The following is a 16,495-nucleotide window of genomic DNA, read 5'->3' as shown; positions in this document are numbered from 1 at the left end:
GCACGTTGTCCGGGGCGGGGCGAGTGCTCCAGACTGGTAGGTCGGAGAGCGTTTTCCCGAGGGGGAGTCGATGACCGACGGCGGTGTGCCGGTGCCCGAGACCCGACCAGAGCCCCACTATGAGACGTACTACGACTTCGGCTCGCCGTGGTCGTTCCACCGCGACGCGACCGAGGCCGAGCGCAAGGCGCAACAGGAGTGGCAGAACGAACTCGCCGGCCGCGGCGACGTGGAGTTCGGCCCGGACGTGTTCGTATCTCCTCGCGCCCACGTCCAGCCCGGGCGGCTGCGTATCGGCGCGCAGTCCTACATCGGCGGCCATGCCCTGGTGAAGGTGGACGTCCTGGAGATGGGGTCGGAGTGCACTCTCAACCCCTACTCCGTGGTGCGCGGCCAGGTCCGGATGGGCGACCAGGTGCGGATCGGCGCGCATACCTCCCTGCTCGGCTTCAACCACTCGATCGCCCCGGACCGGCCGGTGTGCAAGCAGCCAACGACGTCCAAGGGCATCACCATCGGCAACGACGTGTGGATCGGTTCCCACGTGGTCGTCCTGGACGGTGTGCACGTCGGCGACCACGCGGTGCTCGGCGCGGGCGCGGTGGTGACGAAGGACGTGCCCGCGTGGGCGGTGGTCGGCGGCAACCCCGCGCGGCAGATCAGGGACCGCCGGCAGACCCGCCCGGCCGAGCGGACAGGGACCGAGCGGACAGGGACCGAGCGGACGCGGCTGCCCGGTGGCGACCTGACCGCGCGGCTGTCGGCGTTCGCCGACCGGGCACGCGACCAGGCCGAGGCGGTGCTGGCCCGCTGCTGGCAGCCGGTGCCGGACGCCGATGCCGGTGACGGCCCGCGCGATGGTGTCCTGCACGGCGGCCGGTTCCTGGACCGGCCCGGCGCCGTACCCACCGTGCGGGCCTGGTGCGACGCGGTGGAGATCGCCGACCTGCTGCTCGGCACGGCACCGCCGCAGCTGCCCGGTGAGGAGATCGCCGCGCACCTGCGGGGCCGCCAGGACGCCGCGACCGGGCTCGTTCCGGAGTACGCCACACCTGGGCAACGCTCGGAGCAACCCAGCCTTGACAACGGCGGGAGCTACCACATCCTGTGCGTGGGCTACGCGCTGGAACTGCTGGGTACGTCGTTCCCCCAGCCGATCCGGGCGGTCTCGGACCTGCCGGGGCCGGAGCTCCTGACCCGGCTGGCGGCGCTGCCCTGGGACACCCGTGGCTGGTCGGCCGGTTCCTGGGTGGACGGCGTGGGCACCGCCCTGCACCGCAACCTCGTCGACGCAGGCGTCACCGGACCGGCGGAGCCGCTGTTCGGCTGGCTGCTCACCCACGCCGACCCGTTCACCGGCATGTGGAGCAGGCCGGACGTGAACGGCCGGTGGCTGCAGCCCGTGAACGGCTTCTACCGGCTCACCCGCGGTACGTACGCGCAGTTCGGGCTGCCGTTGCCCTATCCCGAGCAGGCCCTGGACACCGTGCTCACCCACAGCCGGGACGCGGCGTACTTCGCCGACGACCTGGGCAACGCCTGCAACGTGCTGGACGTGATCCACCCGCTGTGGCTGATCGGGAAGCAGACCAGGCTGCGCCGCGACGAGGGCGAGAAGTGGGCACGTTGGCAACTGGATCGGGCCCTCACCCGGTGGCGTGACGGCGCGGGCTTCTCCTTCGCCCTGGAGGACGGCCGCGGCGCGGAGCGCGACCGTACGCCCGGCCTCCAGGGCACGGAGATGTGGCTGGCGGTGATCTGGCTGCTCGCCGACTATCTCGGCGAGAGCGGCGCCCTCGGCTACCGACCGCGCGGCGTGCACCGGCCCGAGCCGGCGCCGTCGCTGCGAGGCGTCACCGCTCCCCGAGCCGGTGCCTGAGGCCGTCGAGCTCGCCCCACAGCGCTGCCGGCACGGTGTCGCCGATGGTCTCGAACCACTCGGCGATGCCGGGCACCTCGGCCAGCCACTCCTCCTCGTCGACCCGCACCAGTTCCTCGACCGTGTCGTCGTCGATCGACAGCCCGGACAGGTCGAGTGAGCCCGGCGCGGGCACGTACCCGATCGGCGTCTCCCGGGCGTCAGCGCGTCCTTCGATGCGGTCGATCGCCCACTTCAGGACGCGGCCGTTCTCACCGAAGCCGGGCCACAGGAACGAGCCGTCCTCGTCGCGCCGGAACCAGTTGACGTAGAAGATCTGCGGCAGCTTGGCGGCGTCGTGGTGCTTGCCGATGTTGACCCAGTGGTCGAAGTAGTCACCGGCGTTGTAGCCCATGAACGGCAGCATCGCCATCGGGTCCCGGCGTACGACACCGACCTTGCCCTCCGCCGCCGCGGTCTGCTCCGAGGACAGTGTGGAGGCCAGGAAGACCCCGTGCGTCCAGTCCCGTGCCTGGGTCACCAACGGCACCGTGGTCGCGCGGCGGCCGCCGAAGAACAACGCGGAGATGGGTACGCCGCGCGGGTCGTCGAACTCGGGCGCCACGATCGGGCACTGCGGCAGCGGCGTGCAGAACCTGCTGTTGGGGTGGGCGGCCGGCTCGTCGCTGTCCGGCGTCCAGTCCCTGCCCTTCCAGTCGGTGAGGTGTGCGGGCGGCTGTTCGCTGTAGCCCTCCCACCACACGTCTCCGTCGTCGGTGAGCGCGACGTTGGTGAACACCGAGTTGCCGCGCTCGACGGTGCGCATGGCGTTCGGGTTGGTCTTCCAGCCGGTGCCCGGCGCCACCCCGAACAGTCCGTACTCGGGGTTCTGCGCGTACAACCGGCCGTCCGGACCGAACCGCATCCAGGCGATGTCGTCGCCCAGCGTCTCCACCTTCCACCCCGGCAGGGTCGGCTCGAGCATGGCGAGGTTGGTCTTCCCGCACGCGCTCGGGAACGCGGCGGCGACGTAGTGGACGTGTTGCTCGGGCGAGGTGAGCTTGAGGATCAGCATGTGCTCGGCCAGCCAGCCCTCATCGCGTGCGATGGCGCTGGCGATCCGCAGCGAGTAACACTTCTTGCCCAGCAGGGAGTTGCCGCCGTAGCCGGATCCGTACGACCAGATCTCCCGGGTCTCGGGGAAGTGCGAGATGTACTTCGTGTCGTCGCACGGCCAGGTCACGTCCTGCTCGCCCGGCTCCACCGGTGCGCCCACCGAGTGCAGGCAGGGCACGAAGTCGCCGTCGGATCCGAGACCGTCAAGGACGGCTTGCCCCATCCGGGTCATGATCCGCATCGACGCCGCGACGTACGCCGAGTCGGTGATCTCCACGCCGTACAACGGGTTCTCGGCGTCCAGCGGGCCCATGCAGAACGGCACGACGTACATCGTCCGGCCATGCATGCTGCCGCGGTACAGCTGGGTCATCGTGTCCTTCATCTGCCGCGGGTCCACCCAGTTGTTGGTGGGTCCCGCGTCGGCTTCTCGCCGGGAGCAGATGAACGTGCGTTTCTCGACCCGGGCGACGTCGCTGGGGTCGGTACGCGCCCAGAAGGAGTTCGGCTTCTTCGCCGGGTTCAGGCGGACCAGCGTGCCGGCCTCGACGAGCTCGTCGGTGAGCCGCTCCCACTCCTCGTCCGAACCGTCGCACCAGCAGATCTGGTTCGGTTCGCACAGGTGGGCGACGTCTTCGACCCAGGCGCGCAGGCGGGCATGGCTGGTGGGGATTCCGGCGGGGGTGTCGCCGGTGGCGTGCAACACCCTGCCGGTAGGCGTAGTGGTGGTGGACATGCGGTCACGGTAGGTGCGGGCACGCGGCCGGGGACGGGATCGGGAAGGGGCCCGCGACAACGGGAAAGGGCTGTCCTACCGGTTCTTGCGGATGTGTTGCAAGGTCTTGCCGGCGACCGGCCGGGTTCGTCATGATCAGCCGCAAGACGGCGTGACTGGTCCGGACCAGGCCATACCTACGCCGGAGCTTCGCCGTTCACGAGGGTTGTACAAAAACCAGGTGGATCCACGTGGATCTCACCGACCCGCGAGGGCTTCCACGACCGGCGCGAGTTGGTCCATGAACGCGCCGTTCACGGTGATGTAGGAGATCCCGAGCGCGTCCCGGCGCCGGCGCAGGGTGTCGGTCATCTCTGCCGGCGTACCGGTGAGGATCGCCGCCGACCCCGATCGGAGCAGCTCGGCCGGGTCGCGGCCGAGCTGGCCGGCCAGCCACCCCGGGAGGTCGGAGCCGACCGCGGCGAGGTTGTAGGCGACCTCCAGCCGATCGAACCGGTCACCGGCGACGTCGCGGAGCTCACCCACCTTGGCGGCGAGGTCGTACTCCGTGCCGGTCGGCGGCACCCCGAGCGCCACGATGTCGGCCTCGGCGGCGGCGAGGGTGAGCAGCCGCCGCCCGGCTCCGGCCACCATGATCGGTGGGCCGGGCTGCTGCACCGCCCGCAGCGCCGGTCCGCGCGCCCGGCCGCCGGGAGAGCCGGCGTCGGCGGCGCTCTTGGCCAGCGTCTCCTTCACCGTCCGGATCGTCTCGGCAAGGCGGTCGACGCGCTCGCGGGGCGTGCCCCACGGCAGGCCCAGGCGGGCCGCGTCGGCATCGGCTCCGGACCGCCCCGCGCCGAGGCCGAGCTCGAGCCGGCCGCCGCTCACCAGGTCCAGGCTCATCGCCTCGTGCGCGACCGCCGCGGGCGTGCGCAGGGGAGCGTTGAGGACGAACGTGCCGAGCCGCAGGCTGGACGTGGCGGTCGCGGCGGCGCCCAGCGCGACCCACGGGGAGAGCGTCCACAGCGTGTCCGGCACCAGGAGGGTGTCGTAGCCGAGACTCTCGGCGCGGCGGGCGGTCTCCGCCCACGTGGGTCCGGTGGCGGCGAGCCCGGCGACGATGCCGAAGCGGAACGGTCGGTCGGCCATGACGACTCCTCAGTTGCGGCTGGGTAGCTCAGACCGGCCGGGTGGCATCTGAGCGGCGTGAGTGGATGCGTCCCAGCATGGCCGGGGCGGGGAGTCCGTCGCGTCCGCTCGACGGGGTGATCCCGGGTACGGCGGACGGCGTGCGGGCGCGCGGTGTGCCTACTCCCGCGGGCGTACGCCGTCGCCGTCGGCGCCGCTCGGCGGCTCGACCAGGACGCCCGGGTTGAGGATCCCCGCCGGGTCCAGCGCGGCCTTCACCGCCACCAGCACCCGCGTACCGACCGGGCCGATCTCGCCCACGAGGTGGGGCAGGTGGGTGCGGCCGACGGCGTGGTGGTGGGTGATCGTGCCGCCGGCGGCCCGGATCGCCGCGCTGGCAGCCTCCTTGGCGTCCGACCACTGGGCGAGTGCGGCCGCCGGGTCGGCCAGCCGCCGGGCGAGGACGGTGAAGTACAGCGACGCGCCGGTGGGGTAGATGTGCGACACGTGCGCGAAGACCAAGGGCGGGGTGCCGGACCCGTCGAGGCTGGTGGTGAGCGCCGTACGCACCGCGGCGTACAGATCGGGCAGGTTCGCCCAGCAGGTCGCGGTCTCCACCGTCTCCGCAAGTGCGCCCGCGTCGAGCAGGACGTCCCGCTGGTGCGGGCCGGCGAACCGGTGCCGCCGCCACGCCTGACCGGCCCGGGTGCCGACCCGGATGGCGTCGTGCGCCCGCAGCACGGGGAGGACGGCCGACCGCGCGTCAGAGGTCGTCCCGGCCGCACCCTCCCAGCCCAGTACGCAGACCGCCGGGGTGCGGCCCGCCCGGGCCCGTACGAACATCGACAGCGCCCGGCCCGCCGCTCCCTGCGTGGCGAGGGTGACCCGGGTCTCCTCCTCGTCGGACAGGCGTACGACGTCCGGCGGCCGGAGGCAGTCCTGCGCGAACGCCCGCACCGCTGCCAGCCCGCGCTCGAACGACGGAAACGCCCACAGCTCGTACCTGCGCTCGGCCGGCGCCGGCCGCACCCGCAGGGTGACCTCGGTGACCACGCCGAACGCGCCCTCGGACCCGACGAACATCGCCCGCAGGTCGGGGCCGGCGGCGTTCGGCGTGCCGGTGCCCGCGCGGACCTCACCGACCGGGGTGGCCAGCCGGAGCGCGACCACCAGGTCGTCCAGCCGGCCGTAGCCGGTGGAGGCCTGACCGGCGGAGCGGGTCGCGACGTAGCCGCCCAGGGTCGCGCGGGCGAAGCTCTGCGGCACGTGGCCGAGGGTGAGGCCGTGCGGCGCGAGCAGCGCCTCCGCGCGCGGTCCGGTGACTCCGGGCTGGAACGTCGCCGTACGCGAGACCTCGTCCACCCCGACCAGCGCGTCCATCCGGGACAGGTCGAGCGTCACCACCGCGCGCCGCGGCTGCCCGTCCGGCGTGGTGCCGCGGACCGGTTCCACCCCGCCGACCACGCTGGTGCCGCCGCCGTACGGCACGACCGCGAACCCGTGCTCGCCCGCGGCGGACAGCACCGCGGCCACCTCGTCGTGGCTGCCCGGCGACACCACCGCGTCCGGCATGGCGACCTCGACGCCGGTGCGGCGGCGGAGCAGATCGAGGTAGGACTGCCCGCCCGCGTGCGCCAGCCGGGCCGGCGCATCCGTGCCGACGTGTGCGGCACCGACGGCGGCACGCAGCGCGTCCGCGGCGGCGGGCGGCAGCGCGCTCGGCGGCACCGGTATGTCCGACACCGGCACCGCCGGGCTCGGGGTCAGCCCACCGAGGCGGCGTACCAGCCACACTGGGACCTTGCTCGACGGCACCGCCGTGTCCTCGGGGTCCGCCCACCGGGCGAACGGCCGGGGACCGAGACCTGCATGCGCAAGCTCGTCCATGGGGAGAGCGTGACATATGGCAGAGGGTGATCACCCGGCGTCGACCAGATCCTCCACCGTGCCCTCGGGCGCCGGGACGCCGCCGGCCGCGGACGAGCAGCAGCCCGACGTCGAGCGCATCATCGCCGAGCACGACGAGGAACGCCCCGCCCGTAGGCTGTCCGGCCGGGTCGCGCTGGTGGTCACGGTGGCGTGTGCGGTGGTCAGCGTGTTCGTGTTGTACGTCGTGTTCTTCCCGCTGGCGCGGGGTACGCAGTACTACCTCGTCCTCTTCCTTGCCGCGATCCTGCCGCTGACGTTCGTGTCGTACCGGCCGAGGCCGAAGCCTCCCGTCGACCCGGATGGCACGGGCGGCGCGGAGGCGTCCGACAACCCGGGCGTGCTCGACTGGGCGCTCGCCATCCTCTCCCTCGCGGTCACGCTCTATCCGCTGATCGACTTCGACGGCTTCCTGGAACGCCGTCAGGTGCCGACCACCCTGGACCTGGTCGCCGGGCTGCTGCTCACCCTGCTGGTGCTGGAGGCGTGCCGGCGTACGACCGGATGGTGGTTGCCGGCGATCTGCCTGGCGTTCTTCGCCTACGCCTACTACGGCGGCTACCTGCCCGCCGACTGGTCGCTCGCCCACGTGGGTTTCAACATCGACGAGATCGTGCCGCAGCTCTACATGGGGACCAGCGGATTCTTCGGTACGCCGCTCAACGTGGCCGCGACCTACATCGTCCTGTTCACGATCTACGGCGCGGTGCTGGACATGTCGGGGGCGGGGAAGTTCTTCATCGACCTGTCGTTCGCGGCGTTCCAGGGCCGCAAGGGACGGCAGTCACCGAACGCACCGGGTCGGACGGTCACCCTCGCCGGCTTCCTGCTCGGCACCGTTTCCGGCTCGGGCACCGCGACCGCGGTCAGCCTGGGTTCGGTGTCGTGGCCGATCCTGCGGCGCGCCGGGTACGGCCGCGAGCAGGGCGGCGGGGTGCTGGCGGCGGCCGGGATCGGGGCGATCCTGTCCCCGCCGACGCTGGGCGCGGCGGCGTTCATCATCGCCGAACTCCTGCGCACCAGCTATCTCACCGTGCTGGTGTACGCGATCATCCCGACGCTGCTCTACTACGTCGGCATCATCCTGGCGATCGAGATCGACGCCCGCCGCCACGGTGCCCGCGCGGTGGACATCCCGGCCGGGTCGGCGCGCAAGCTGCTGGTGCGCTTCGGCTACCACTTCGCGTCGCTGTTCCTGATCGTGGCGTTCATGGCGGCCGACATCCCGCCGTTCCGCGCGGTGGTCTATGCCACGATCCTGCAGTTCCTGTTCTCGTTCCTGGACCCCGCGCACCGGATGGGCCCCCGGCGACTGCTGGAGGCGCTGGCCGCCGGCACCCGCAGCGTGCTTCCGGTGGCGGCGGTGTGCGCGGCGGCCGGCATCATCGTCGCGGTCGTCACCCTCACCGGGCTCGGCCTCAACCTGGCCGGGATCATCATCGACGCCGCGCAGGTCGTCGGCGACCACCCGACGCTGGTGCTGGTGCTCACCGCGGTGTTCGCGGCGGTCGCGGTGGCGATCCTCGGCCTCGCCGTACCCGTCACCGCGTCCTTCATCATCGCGTCGGTCATCATCACCCCGGCGCTGGTCGAGCTGGGCGTGAGCCGGCCCGAGGCGTACATGTTCGTCTTCTACTACGCCGTGCTGTCCGAGGTCAGCCCGCCGACCGCGCTGGCCGCCGTGGCCGCCGCCGCTATCACCGGCGGCAACCCGATCCGGACGATGTGGGCCACCTGGCGGTACGCGCTGCCGGCGTTCCTCGTGCCGTTCGCGTTCGTGCTCACCGACAACGGCTCGGCCCTGCTGGCACAGGGGCCGATCGTCGGCATCCTCGCGGCCACCGCGGTGTCGGTGGTCGCCGTCGCGGCGCTCGCCGCGGCCACCGGCGGCTGGATCGTCGGGCCGGCCAACGCGCCGGAACGGGTCCTTGCCTTCGCCGCCGCCCTCCTGCTTCTCTACCTGGAACCGCTCACCGCCGGGATCGGCGGCGCTGCGATCTGCGTCGCCGTCGTCCTCCATCTGCTCCGGCGCCGCCTGCGTGGCAGGCCCGACGCGCCGGTGCCGGACACGCAAGGGAGCACCACATGACCAGGTCCACCCGCATGCCTGTGCGGATCGCGGTGGCGTTGCTCGCGGGCGTGCTCGCGCTGGCCGGCTGCGGCGGAAAACGCAACGACGCCGGCAGTGACGACGCAGGCGGTGGCTCCGGTGGCGGCAAGAGCTCCGGTGGCCGGCTCACGATCGCCACCGGCAACACCACCGGCGTCTACTACCAGCTCGGCGGCGGCCTGGCCCGGCTGATCGGCCAGGACATCGACGGTTACAAGGCCACCGCCAGCGAGACCGGCGCGTCGGTGCAGAACATCCAGGGCATCGTGGCCGGCACCTACGACGTCGCGTTCTCCCTCGCCGACACCGCCGGCGACGCGGTCGAGGGCAAGGGGGCGTTCAAGACCAAGCAGCCGGTCGAGGCGCTGACCCGGCTCTACCCCAACTACACCCACGTGCTGGTACGCACCGGCTCGGGGATCGACTCGATCGCGGACATGAAGGGCAAGCGCATCTCCACCGGCTCGCCGAACTCCGGCACCGAGGTGATCGCCCAGCGGCTGCTCAAGGCCGCGGGGCTCGACCCGGCCAAGGACGTCAAGGCGCAGCGGCTCGGCCTGCCGGAGACCCAGGACGGCATGAAGGACGGCACGGTGGACGGGATGTTCTGGTCCGGTGGCCTGCCCACCGGTGGCATCACCGACCTCGCGACGTCCCTGCGGGGCAAGGTGAAGTTCCTCGACCTGTCCGCGGAGCTGCCGAAGCTGCGGGACGAGTACGGCGAGATCTACGAGGCCGGCACGCTGCCGAAGGCGACGTACGACCAGCCCGCCGACGTGCCCACCATCGTCGTACCCAACGTGCTGGTGGTGAAGAAGGGCTTCGCCCCAGACCTCGCGGGCCAGCTGGTCAAGCTGGTGTTCGACCGCAAGGCGGAGTTGGCGAAGGTCAACCCGGCCGCGAACGACATCTCCCTGGACACCGCGCGCAAGACCGACCCCATCCCGCTGAACTCCGGCGCGGACAAGGCCCTCAGCGATCTCGGCGCGAAGTAGGGAACTCGGCGCGAGGCAGGGCATACCCGCCCCCGGGCTCGCCAGCAGTTAGCGTGGGAGCGGTGACACACGCGACGCGGGCGAGGTGGGCAGATGGCCGGGCGGTTGACCGAGCGGGTCGCGGGCAAGATCCCCTTGCGGCGAATGGCGGCGACCCGGTGGGCGGAGCAGACGCCCACCTGGGAAGGTGCTCGCCCGGGGCTGATCGAGGCCGCCCTCAAGCGTGCCGAGGCCCGGCCGTCCGGCAACTGGTTCGTGCTGGCAAGCAGTGCGGAGATCCGTGCCGACCGGCCGTTCGGGCGTACGGTCGCCGGGATCGAGCTGGTCGCCTGGCGTACGCCGGACGGTGCGCCGCACGTCGGTCCCGGTGCCTGCCCACACCTCGGCGCACCGCTGTGTCAAGCGGCCGTTGACGGTGGCAAGCTGATCTGTCGCTGGCACGGACTCGGCCTCGGCGCACAGGGTTTTCCTGGCTGGGATCCGTACCCGGTTCACGACGACGGCGTGCTGTGCTGGGTCCGGCTGGACGGGCCGGGCGGGGAGGAACCGCTGCCCGCGCCGGTACTGCCCGCGCGGCCGGACCTCCCGGTGAGCATCGACGCGGTGGCCACCGTGGTCGGCCGGTGTGAGCCGTCCGACGTGGTGGCGAACCGGCTCGACCCGTGGCACGGCGCGTGGTTCCACCCGTACTCCTTCGCCCATCTGAAGGTGCTGGACGCCCCGCGTGATCCGACGCTCGAGGACGACAACCTCATGGTGGAAGTGACCTTCCGGGTCGCCGGCCGGGTCGGGGTGCCGGTGCGGGTGGCGTTCAGCTGTCCCGAGCCGCGCACCGTCCTCATGCACATCCTCGACGGCGAGGGTGCGACCAGCGTCGTGGAGACCCACGCCACCCCGCTCGGCCCGGACGAGCGGGGCCGGCCGCTGACCGCGGTGATCGAGGCGACGATCGCCTACTCCGGGCGGCCCGGGTTCGCGCTGGCCCGGCGGGTCGCGCCTGCCGTGCGGCCGCTGATGCGGGTCGCCGCCCGCCGGCTGTGGAAGGACGACCTGGCCTACGCCGAACGCCGGTACGAACTGCGCAGCACCGGACGCTTCCCCGGCTGAGCCGGACGCGCAGAGGCGAGATCCGGACGCTATCGCGGGAAGGTCGCGAGTTCGGCGACCGCCTGGTCCAGGGCATCGGGGATGCCCTGGCCGAGCAGTCGTACGAATGCCTCGTCTCCTGAGGCGGCGAGGTCGCGGATGCTGTCGGCCTGTGACCTGGCGCGTGCCTCGACCACGTCCAGGAACTCTCCGGTCGTCGACGGCCACCCGTAGGTACGAAGGAACCGGGCCAGCCGGCGCGGTCTGGCGGCGAAGTCGGTGAATCCTTCGGCGGCGACGACGTCCCGGGTGTGCAGGGGAACCCAGCTGAAGGCGGTGAGAGCCAGGTCCCACGCAGGTGTGGCCGGCCCGGCGAAGTCCCAGTCGAAGAACCCGGTGAGCCTGCCCTGATGCCAGGCCGCGTTGTAGGTGGCGGCGTCGTTGTGGGCGATGATCAGGCCCGGAGACCACGTGCCGCCCCCGCGCCAGACGGCACCGGCGGGTGGCACGAAGTCGGCGACGGCCTGGTGGTAGGCGCGCATCCAGCGGGCGACCTGGTCGAGGGTGTCCTCGGCGTGCACCCAGGCCGGCCGCGGCCTACGGGTTCCGACTGTCTCGCCTTCCAGGAAGGTGAGCACTTCCCGGCCCTGCACGTCGAACCCGAGGGGTCGTGGCGCGCCGGTGAACCCCTTGTCGGCAAGGTGTACGAGCAGCGCGTGCACGGCCGGCGTCCAGGGACCGGCCGCCCGGCGAACCGTGTCCCCTGACCGCACCGCACCGCCGACGTTCCCGCCCTCCAGCCGCTGCTCAGCCATGAAACTGTGGCGTTCGGCCCGTCAGCCCGCTCACGACCTTGCGTACCGGCGGGACAACGCGCGCAGCGCCCGCCACCGGCCGGCGTTCGGGACGCTCCACACCGGGTGCGTCTCCCGGCCCCACCGGGCGAGCAGGTGGTTGGCCGCGAGCAGGCCGCTGGTGGCGGCGCGTTCCATCAACGCCACCGGCGCGTCCACCCGCACCAGGTCACCCGCGACGACGACGGCCGGGTCCGGGGTGGTGACGGTGGGCCGCCGGTCGAACCCGCCGGGCGGGAACAGCGGGCAGTCCGCGCGGAACTCGTGGCGTTCGTCCACCACGGTCGCGTCGGCGGTCTCGGGGAACACCCGGTGCAGCTGCTCGAGCACTTCGTGGCGCAGTTTGTCCACGTCGGTGCCGTCGGGCACGGCGTACGCGTGCAACTCGACCACCGACCCGCCGGCGCGCTGAGCCCAGGCCCGGGCCTCGTCCTCGTACCTGTCCAGCACGCTCACGTTGTCCAGCGGGCCATATCCCGCCGTACCCGCGAACGCCGGTCGGTCCGCCCGCACCGGCCTGGACAGCCACAGCCGGGAGACCAGGAACGCCGGTGCGCTCGGCAGCCCGGCGAGCTGGTCCCGCCACTCGGGCGTGCCGAGTGCGGAGGATCCGGTCGCCAGGGATCGCAGACCGGGTACGTCGGCGGCCAGCACCACACCGTCCACGTCGTAGACCGCGCGGTCGGTGTGCACGAGGTGGGTACGGCCACCTCCGCCGACCGTGCTCGGCTCGACCGCGCGTACCGGGGTGTCAAGCTCTACTTGCGCGCCGCGGTCGTACAGGTAGTTCGCGAGCGGGTTCCACAACGCCTGCGGGAACGGCGCCGACGGCACGTCGAACAGCAGCCCCTCGCTGGAGCCGAGGAAGTACAGGTGGAACATCGCCACCAGTTCGGCCGCGGACAGGTCGCGCGGGTCGGCGAAGAAGCTCCGGGAGAACACCGAGAACGCCAGGTCGCGAGCCGCCGCCGGGAAGCCGATGCGGTTCAGGAACGTGAGCGCGTCCACCTCGTCCAGCCGGTGGTAGACGTCGGGCACCGACACGTCCACCATCGGCAGCGCGGCCCGGGGGTTCAGCCGGAGGAAGTCGCGGGCGGCGAACGTGGGGCTGGTCGCGGCGAAGACGGCGGCGTTCAACGGCGGCGTACGCGGCACCCGGGTGAACGTGTCGCGCACACCGTCGGCGTGCAGCAGCGGGTAGTCGCGCAGCGGGACGAGTGAGGTGAGCCCGGGGTCGACTCGCCCGATCAGGGCGCGCAGGTTGTAGTACTGCCGGAAGAACGCGTGGAAGCCGCGGGTCATGGTGACGTCGCTGCCGTCGTTCAGCCGGGTGGTCCAGCCGGCCAGCCGCCCACCGAGCTGTGGCTCGCGTTCGAACAACACGACCCGGACACCGCGTTCGGCCAGCGCGACCGCTGTGCTCACCCCGGCGATCCCGCCGCCGACGACGGCGACCCGGGGAGTGGCCGGCGGCGGCGACACCGGGCCCACCGTGGGGGAGGGGAGCAGTGTCGCCCGGCGGTCCCGCCCCGGCGGCCGCGGCGTGTCGGCGGTGTCGCCGGGCCGGGCGGCGGAGCCGTCGCCCCGCTTGTCCGGGAGTTCGCCGACGTGGCCGTTGGCGTGGCCGTTGAGCTGAGCGTTCACCTGTCCGTCGGCCGGACGGCTGGCGAGGAACGTGTGCACGATCCCGCGCTGCCAGCCCGACATCGGCGCCACCCGCACCCGGGTGAAGCCCGCCGACCGCAGCCGCGCGGACAGCTGGCCCACACTGTCGAAGTGCAGCACGCTGTGTCGCAGGTGTTCGTACAACGCGGGATGACCGGACACCGCCCGGCCCATCGGCACGATGATCGACGCGCACACCGCCCGCCAGACGGCGCGGCTGAGCGCGGACCCGGCGACGGAGTACTCGTGCACGGCGAGCGTCCCGCCCGGACGCAGCAGGCCGAGCACCTCACGCAGCAGGGCGTCGGGATCGTCGAGGTTGCGCAGCAGGTAGGCGGCCAGCACCCCGTCGAACGGGCCGTCCTCACCGGCCGCGGCCAGCCCGGCGGTCAGATTCGAGGCGTCCGCGTGGACGAACCTCACCCCGGCCGGCCAGGGCTTGCGCCGTGCCTGGGCCAGCATCCCGGCCGACCCGTCGACGGCGACGACCCGGGCGCGCGGCGCGACCCGCAGCAGGGCGGCGGTGGACGCACCGGTGCCGCAGCCGAGGTCGAGCAGCCGCAGCCCGGAGCCGTCGCCGGACGACGAGGGCACCAGCCGGCGGGCCGACCTGCGCAGGTGGGTGTGGTAGCCGGGATTGGATCCGACCAGAAGGTCGTAGGTGTCGGCCGCGTCGTCGAAGCCCGCCACCACCTCGGCCGGGCGCAACAGCCGGTCGGTCACGTGGGCCCCCTCTGTCCGCGCCTGGGCACGGGGTCGATCAACGGTGGCGGGTAGTCCAGATTACGGCGGACGTCCTCGGGCAGCCGCCACGGCTGGTGCGCCGCGCCGCCCGCGATCCCGGCCAGCTCGGGGACGTACCGGCGGACGTACTCCCCGTCGGCGTCGAAGCGCTCACCCTGGCGGATCGGGCTGAGCACCCGGTTGGGCCTGGTGTCGTTGCCGGTGCCCGCGACCCACTGCCAGTTGCCGTAGTTGTTGGCGACGTCGCCGTCGACCAGCCAGTGCATGAAGTGCGCGGCGCCGATCCGCCAGTCAATCCCGAGTTGCTTGGTGAGGAACGACGCCACCAGCATCCGGGCACGGTTGTGCATCCAGCCCTCGGCGAGCAGTTGCCGCATCCCGGCGTCCACGAGGGGTACGCCGGTGTGCCCGGTCCGCCACGCCTCCACCGCGTCCTCGATGTCGGCGGTCCACTCCCGGCCCCGGTTGCGCAGGTCGTCGGTGGTGATGCGCGGGAACGCGGCGGTCACCTGGTGGTAGAAGTCCCGCCAGCACAGTTGGCGTACGACGTCGTCGGCCCTCCCGCGCAGCCGGTTGGCGACCCAGAGCGGCGACAGGCAGCCGAGGTGGAAGTACGGGCTGAGCCGGGTGGTCTGGTCGCCGGCCAGGTCGTCCCGGTCGAGTTCGCCGCCGCCGGCGGGCAGCCTGCGCACGTAGGCGTCCAGTACGGCCCGGCCCGCGCTCTCCCCGCCCTTCGGCAGCCGCGGCGACGTCTCGCCGAACACCAGGTCGGAGCGGCCGGGCAGGTCACCGGGCGCGATCCCGTCCGGAAGGTCGACCCGCGCCGGCGCACGGTCGGGATTACGCCAGGTGGCGGACTCCCAGGCCCGCCAGTACGGCGTGAAGACCTGGTACGACGCACCCGAGGCGGGCCGGAGCTCACCCGGCGGGACCACGGTGACGCCGGGGAACACCCGCAGGTCCAGCCCCGCGCGCTCACACTCCCGGGCCAGCCGGTCCTGTCTGGCCAGGGCGTACGCCGTGACGTCGGCGCTGACGGCCAGCCGGTCCGCCCCGACCTCCTTCGCCACCCGCAGCGTCTCGGCCACCGGGTCGCCGGACCGGACCACCAGGTCCCCGCCGCGCTCGCGCAGGCCGGCCCGCAGGTCGGCCAGCGCCTCGCCCAGGAACGCGCCCCGGTTGGGTGAGGCGTACCGGCCGCGGACGATCCGGTCGTCCACGACGAACAGCGGCACCACCCGCGCGGACCACCGGCACGCGGCGGCCAGCGCCGGGTGGTCGCGAACCCGCAGGTCACGGGTGAACAGCACCACCGTGGTGTGGCCCGCCGCCGCGGATGTTCCCGTGCCGGGGGCCCCGGTGGCGGGCGGCTCGGCGTGGCTCAAGGGGTCAGTCCTTCCAGAAGGTCGGCGAACCCGGCCGCGTCGGCGGCCCAGCCGTTCGCGCCGAGGTCGGTGGCCTGCCGGGCGGAGACCACCGCCGGGCCACCGACGTAGATCGGCAGCTCGGGCCGCTCCGCGCGGACGGCGCCGACGGTGCGGCGTACGGCTTCCAGGTGCTGGTCGGCGCCGGCGCTCAGCCCGAGCGCGAGCAGTCGCGGCGTCTTGCCGACCGCCTCGACCACCGACCGGACGGGTGCGTCGGCGCCGAGGTCGACCAGGGCGTACCCCTCGCCGCGCAGCACGTCGGCGACCATCGCGGTGGGCAGGCTGTGGGGGTCGCCCGCCACCGCGGCCAGGACGACGATGCCGCGCGGGCGTCCCCGGCGGGCGAACAGCGGCCCGAGCCGGCCGACCAGGCGCAGGGCGACGGTACTGGCGCGGTGTTCCTCGGCCACGGTGTACCGGCCCTCCTGCCAGCCGTCGCCGATGGCCCGCATCGCCGGGGCGAGTACGCCGAGGATCACCTCCTTCGGCGCGACGCCGGACACCAGCGAGGACTCCACCACCGCCCAGGCACCCGCCTCGTCGCCCTCGACCATGCGTTCGCCGAGCCGGGTGCGGTAGGCCTCCGGATGCCAGTCGCCGCGCCGTGCGGGCGGTGCGGCGGAACGCTGGGCGACGAACCGGTCCAGATCGGCCGGATCCACCCACCAGCGCCCGCCGCTGTGGGCAGCGGGCAGCCGGCCGAGGCGGATATAGCGGTAGGCCGTCATGTAGTGCACGTCCAGCCGCCGAGCCACCTCGGCGAGGTCGAGAGGGTGTCCCGAACGCGGGGAATCCACCTGATCGGCGGGATCGTCGTCGCGGTCGCGGCCCCCGGAACCCTGGGTGCCGGTCATCTCGTTACTACCCTCGC

Annotated in this window: 11 protein-coding genes; 4 read left to right on the top strand and 7 right to left on the bottom strand. The window is 72.9% G+C overall.

Translation table 11 applies throughout. The annotated features are described in order from the left end of the window. The first annotated feature begins 70 nt into the window (after positions 1-70). On the top strand, positions 71-1,879 hold the full coding sequence (locus ABZV93_RS20905; RefSeq protein WP_354938672.1) for an acyltransferase: 1,809 nt from the start codon (positions 71-73) through the stop codon (positions 1,877-1,879). Here ABZV93_RS20905 and ABZV93_RS20900 read toward each other — a convergent pair. The 3 genes from ABZV93_RS20900 to ABZV93_RS20890 form a co-directional block, all read right to left on the bottom strand. Then, positions 1,854-3,710: a phosphoenolpyruvate carboxykinase (GTP) gene (locus tag ABZV93_RS20900; RefSeq protein ID WP_354938669.1), complete on the bottom strand. Its 1,857-nt coding sequence runs from the start codon at positions 3,708-3,710 to the stop codon at positions 1,854-1,856. The two genes, ABZV93_RS20905 and ABZV93_RS20900, sit on opposite strands and share 26 nt — an antisense overlap. Positions 3,711-3,947: 237 nt before the next feature. After that, positions 3,948-4,838: a TIGR03621 family F420-dependent LLM class oxidoreductase gene (locus ABZV93_RS20895; protein WP_354938666.1), complete on the bottom strand. Its 891-nt coding sequence runs from the start codon at positions 4,836-4,838 to the stop codon at positions 3,948-3,950. Between the two features lie 159 nt (positions 4,839-4,997). Continuing rightward, positions 4,998-6,704 carry an FAD-binding oxidoreductase gene (locus ABZV93_RS20890; RefSeq protein WP_354938663.1) on the bottom strand — a complete coding sequence of 569 codons (1,707 nt, stop codon included), beginning with the start codon at positions 6,702-6,704 and terminating at the stop codon, positions 4,998-5,000. 16 nt (positions 6,705-6,720) lie between these two features. On the opposite strand from ABZV93_RS20890, the gene ABZV93_RS20885 reads away from it, so the two are divergent. The 3 genes from ABZV93_RS20885 to ABZV93_RS20875 all read left to right on the top strand — a co-directional run bounded on the left by ABZV93_RS20885 (position 6,721) and on the right by ABZV93_RS20875 (position 10,955). Beyond that, positions 6,721-8,832: a TRAP transporter fused permease subunit gene (locus ABZV93_RS20885; protein ID WP_354938660.1), complete on the top strand. Its 2,112-nt coding sequence runs from the start codon at positions 6,721-6,723 to the stop codon at positions 8,830-8,832. Beyond that, positions 8,829-9,848 carry a TAXI family TRAP transporter solute-binding subunit gene (locus tag ABZV93_RS20880; protein WP_354938657.1) on the top strand — a complete coding sequence of 340 codons (1,020 nt, stop codon included), beginning with the start codon at positions 8,829-8,831 and terminating at the stop codon, positions 9,846-9,848. Before ABZV93_RS20885 ends, ABZV93_RS20880 begins: the two co-directional genes overlap by 4 nt. Before the next feature lie 93 nt (positions 9,849-9,941). Then, positions 9,942-10,955 (top strand): DUF5914 domain-containing protein, encoded by a 1,014-nt coding sequence (locus ABZV93_RS20875; protein ID WP_354938654.1) that lies wholly within the window; start codon positions 9,942-9,944, stop codon positions 10,953-10,955. Positions 10,956-10,984: 29 nt separating this feature from the next. Here ABZV93_RS20875 and ABZV93_RS20870 read toward each other — a convergent pair whose 3' ends face one another. The 4 genes from ABZV93_RS20870 to ABZV93_RS20855 are packed head-to-tail and all read right to left on the bottom strand — an operon-like array spanning position 10,985 to position 16,478. After that, positions 10,985-11,749 (bottom strand): phosphotransferase, encoded by a 765-nt coding sequence (locus ABZV93_RS20870; RefSeq protein ID WP_354938651.1) that lies wholly within the window; start codon positions 11,747-11,749, stop codon positions 10,985-10,987. 30 nt (positions 11,750-11,779) lie between these two features. Next, the gene (locus ABZV93_RS20865) at positions 11,780-14,176 is read right to left on the bottom strand and encodes an FAD-dependent oxidoreductase (RefSeq protein ID WP_354938648.1); all 2,397 of its coding nucleotides are present in this window, start codon (positions 14,174-14,176) and stop codon (positions 11,780-11,782) included. After that, on the bottom strand, positions 14,173-15,582 hold the full coding sequence (locus tag ABZV93_RS20860; RefSeq protein WP_354938645.1) for a deoxyribodipyrimidine photo-lyase: 1,410 nt from the start codon (positions 15,580-15,582) through the stop codon (positions 14,173-14,175). The genes ABZV93_RS20865 and ABZV93_RS20860 overlap by 4 nt, the downstream gene beginning before the upstream one ends. After that, entirely contained in the window at positions 15,579-16,478 is a 900-nt protein-coding gene (locus ABZV93_RS20855) for a B12-binding domain-containing protein (RefSeq protein ID WP_354938642.1), read from the bottom strand. Before ABZV93_RS20855 ends, ABZV93_RS20860 begins: the two co-directional genes overlap by 4 nt. Between the last annotated feature and the right edge of the window lie 17 nt (positions 16,479-16,495).

The organism is Actinopolymorpha sp. NPDC004070 (genome assembly GCF_040610475.1).
Taxonomy (GTDB): domain Bacteria; phylum Actinomycetota; class Actinomycetes; order Propionibacteriales; family Actinopolymorphaceae; genus Actinopolymorpha.
Note: the sequence above shows the minus strand (reverse complement) of the source record. Positions and strands in the feature narration are given on the sequence as shown.

Excerpts from the sequence above, each read along its gene's own strand:
- ABZV93_RS20875 (WP_354938654.1), top strand. The coding sequence starts at position 9,942 with ATGGCCGGGCGGTTGACCGAGCGGGTCGCGGGCAAGATCCCCTTGCGG.
- ABZV93_RS20895 (WP_354938666.1), bottom strand. The coding sequence starts at position 4,838 with ATGGCCGACCGACCGTTCCGCTTCGGCATCGTCGCCGGGCTCGCCGCC.
- ABZV93_RS20890 (WP_354938663.1), bottom strand. The coding sequence starts at position 6,704 with ATGGACGAGCTTGCGCATGCAGGTCTCGGTCCCCGGCCGTTCGCCCGG.
- ABZV93_RS20905 (WP_354938672.1), top strand. The coding sequence starts at position 71 with ATGACCGACGGCGGTGTGCCGGTGCCCGAGACCCGACCAGAGCCCCAC.
- ABZV93_RS20880 (WP_354938657.1), top strand. The coding sequence starts at position 8,829 with ATGACCAGGTCCACCCGCATGCCTGTGCGGATCGCGGTGGCGTTGCTC.
- ABZV93_RS20855 (WP_354938642.1), bottom strand. The coding sequence starts at position 16,478 with ATGACCGGCACCCAGGGTTCCGGGGGCCGCGACCGCGACGACGATCCC.
- ABZV93_RS20900 (WP_354938669.1), bottom strand. The coding sequence starts at position 3,710 with ATGTCCACCACCACTACGCCTACCGGCAGGGTGTTGCACGCCACCGGC.
- ABZV93_RS20870 (WP_354938651.1), bottom strand. The coding sequence starts at position 11,749 with ATGGCTGAGCAGCGGCTGGAGGGCGGGAACGTCGGCGGTGCGGTGCGG.
- ABZV93_RS20885 (WP_354938660.1), top strand. The coding sequence starts at position 6,721 with ATGGCAGAGGGTGATCACCCGGCGTCGACCAGATCCTCCACCGTGCCC.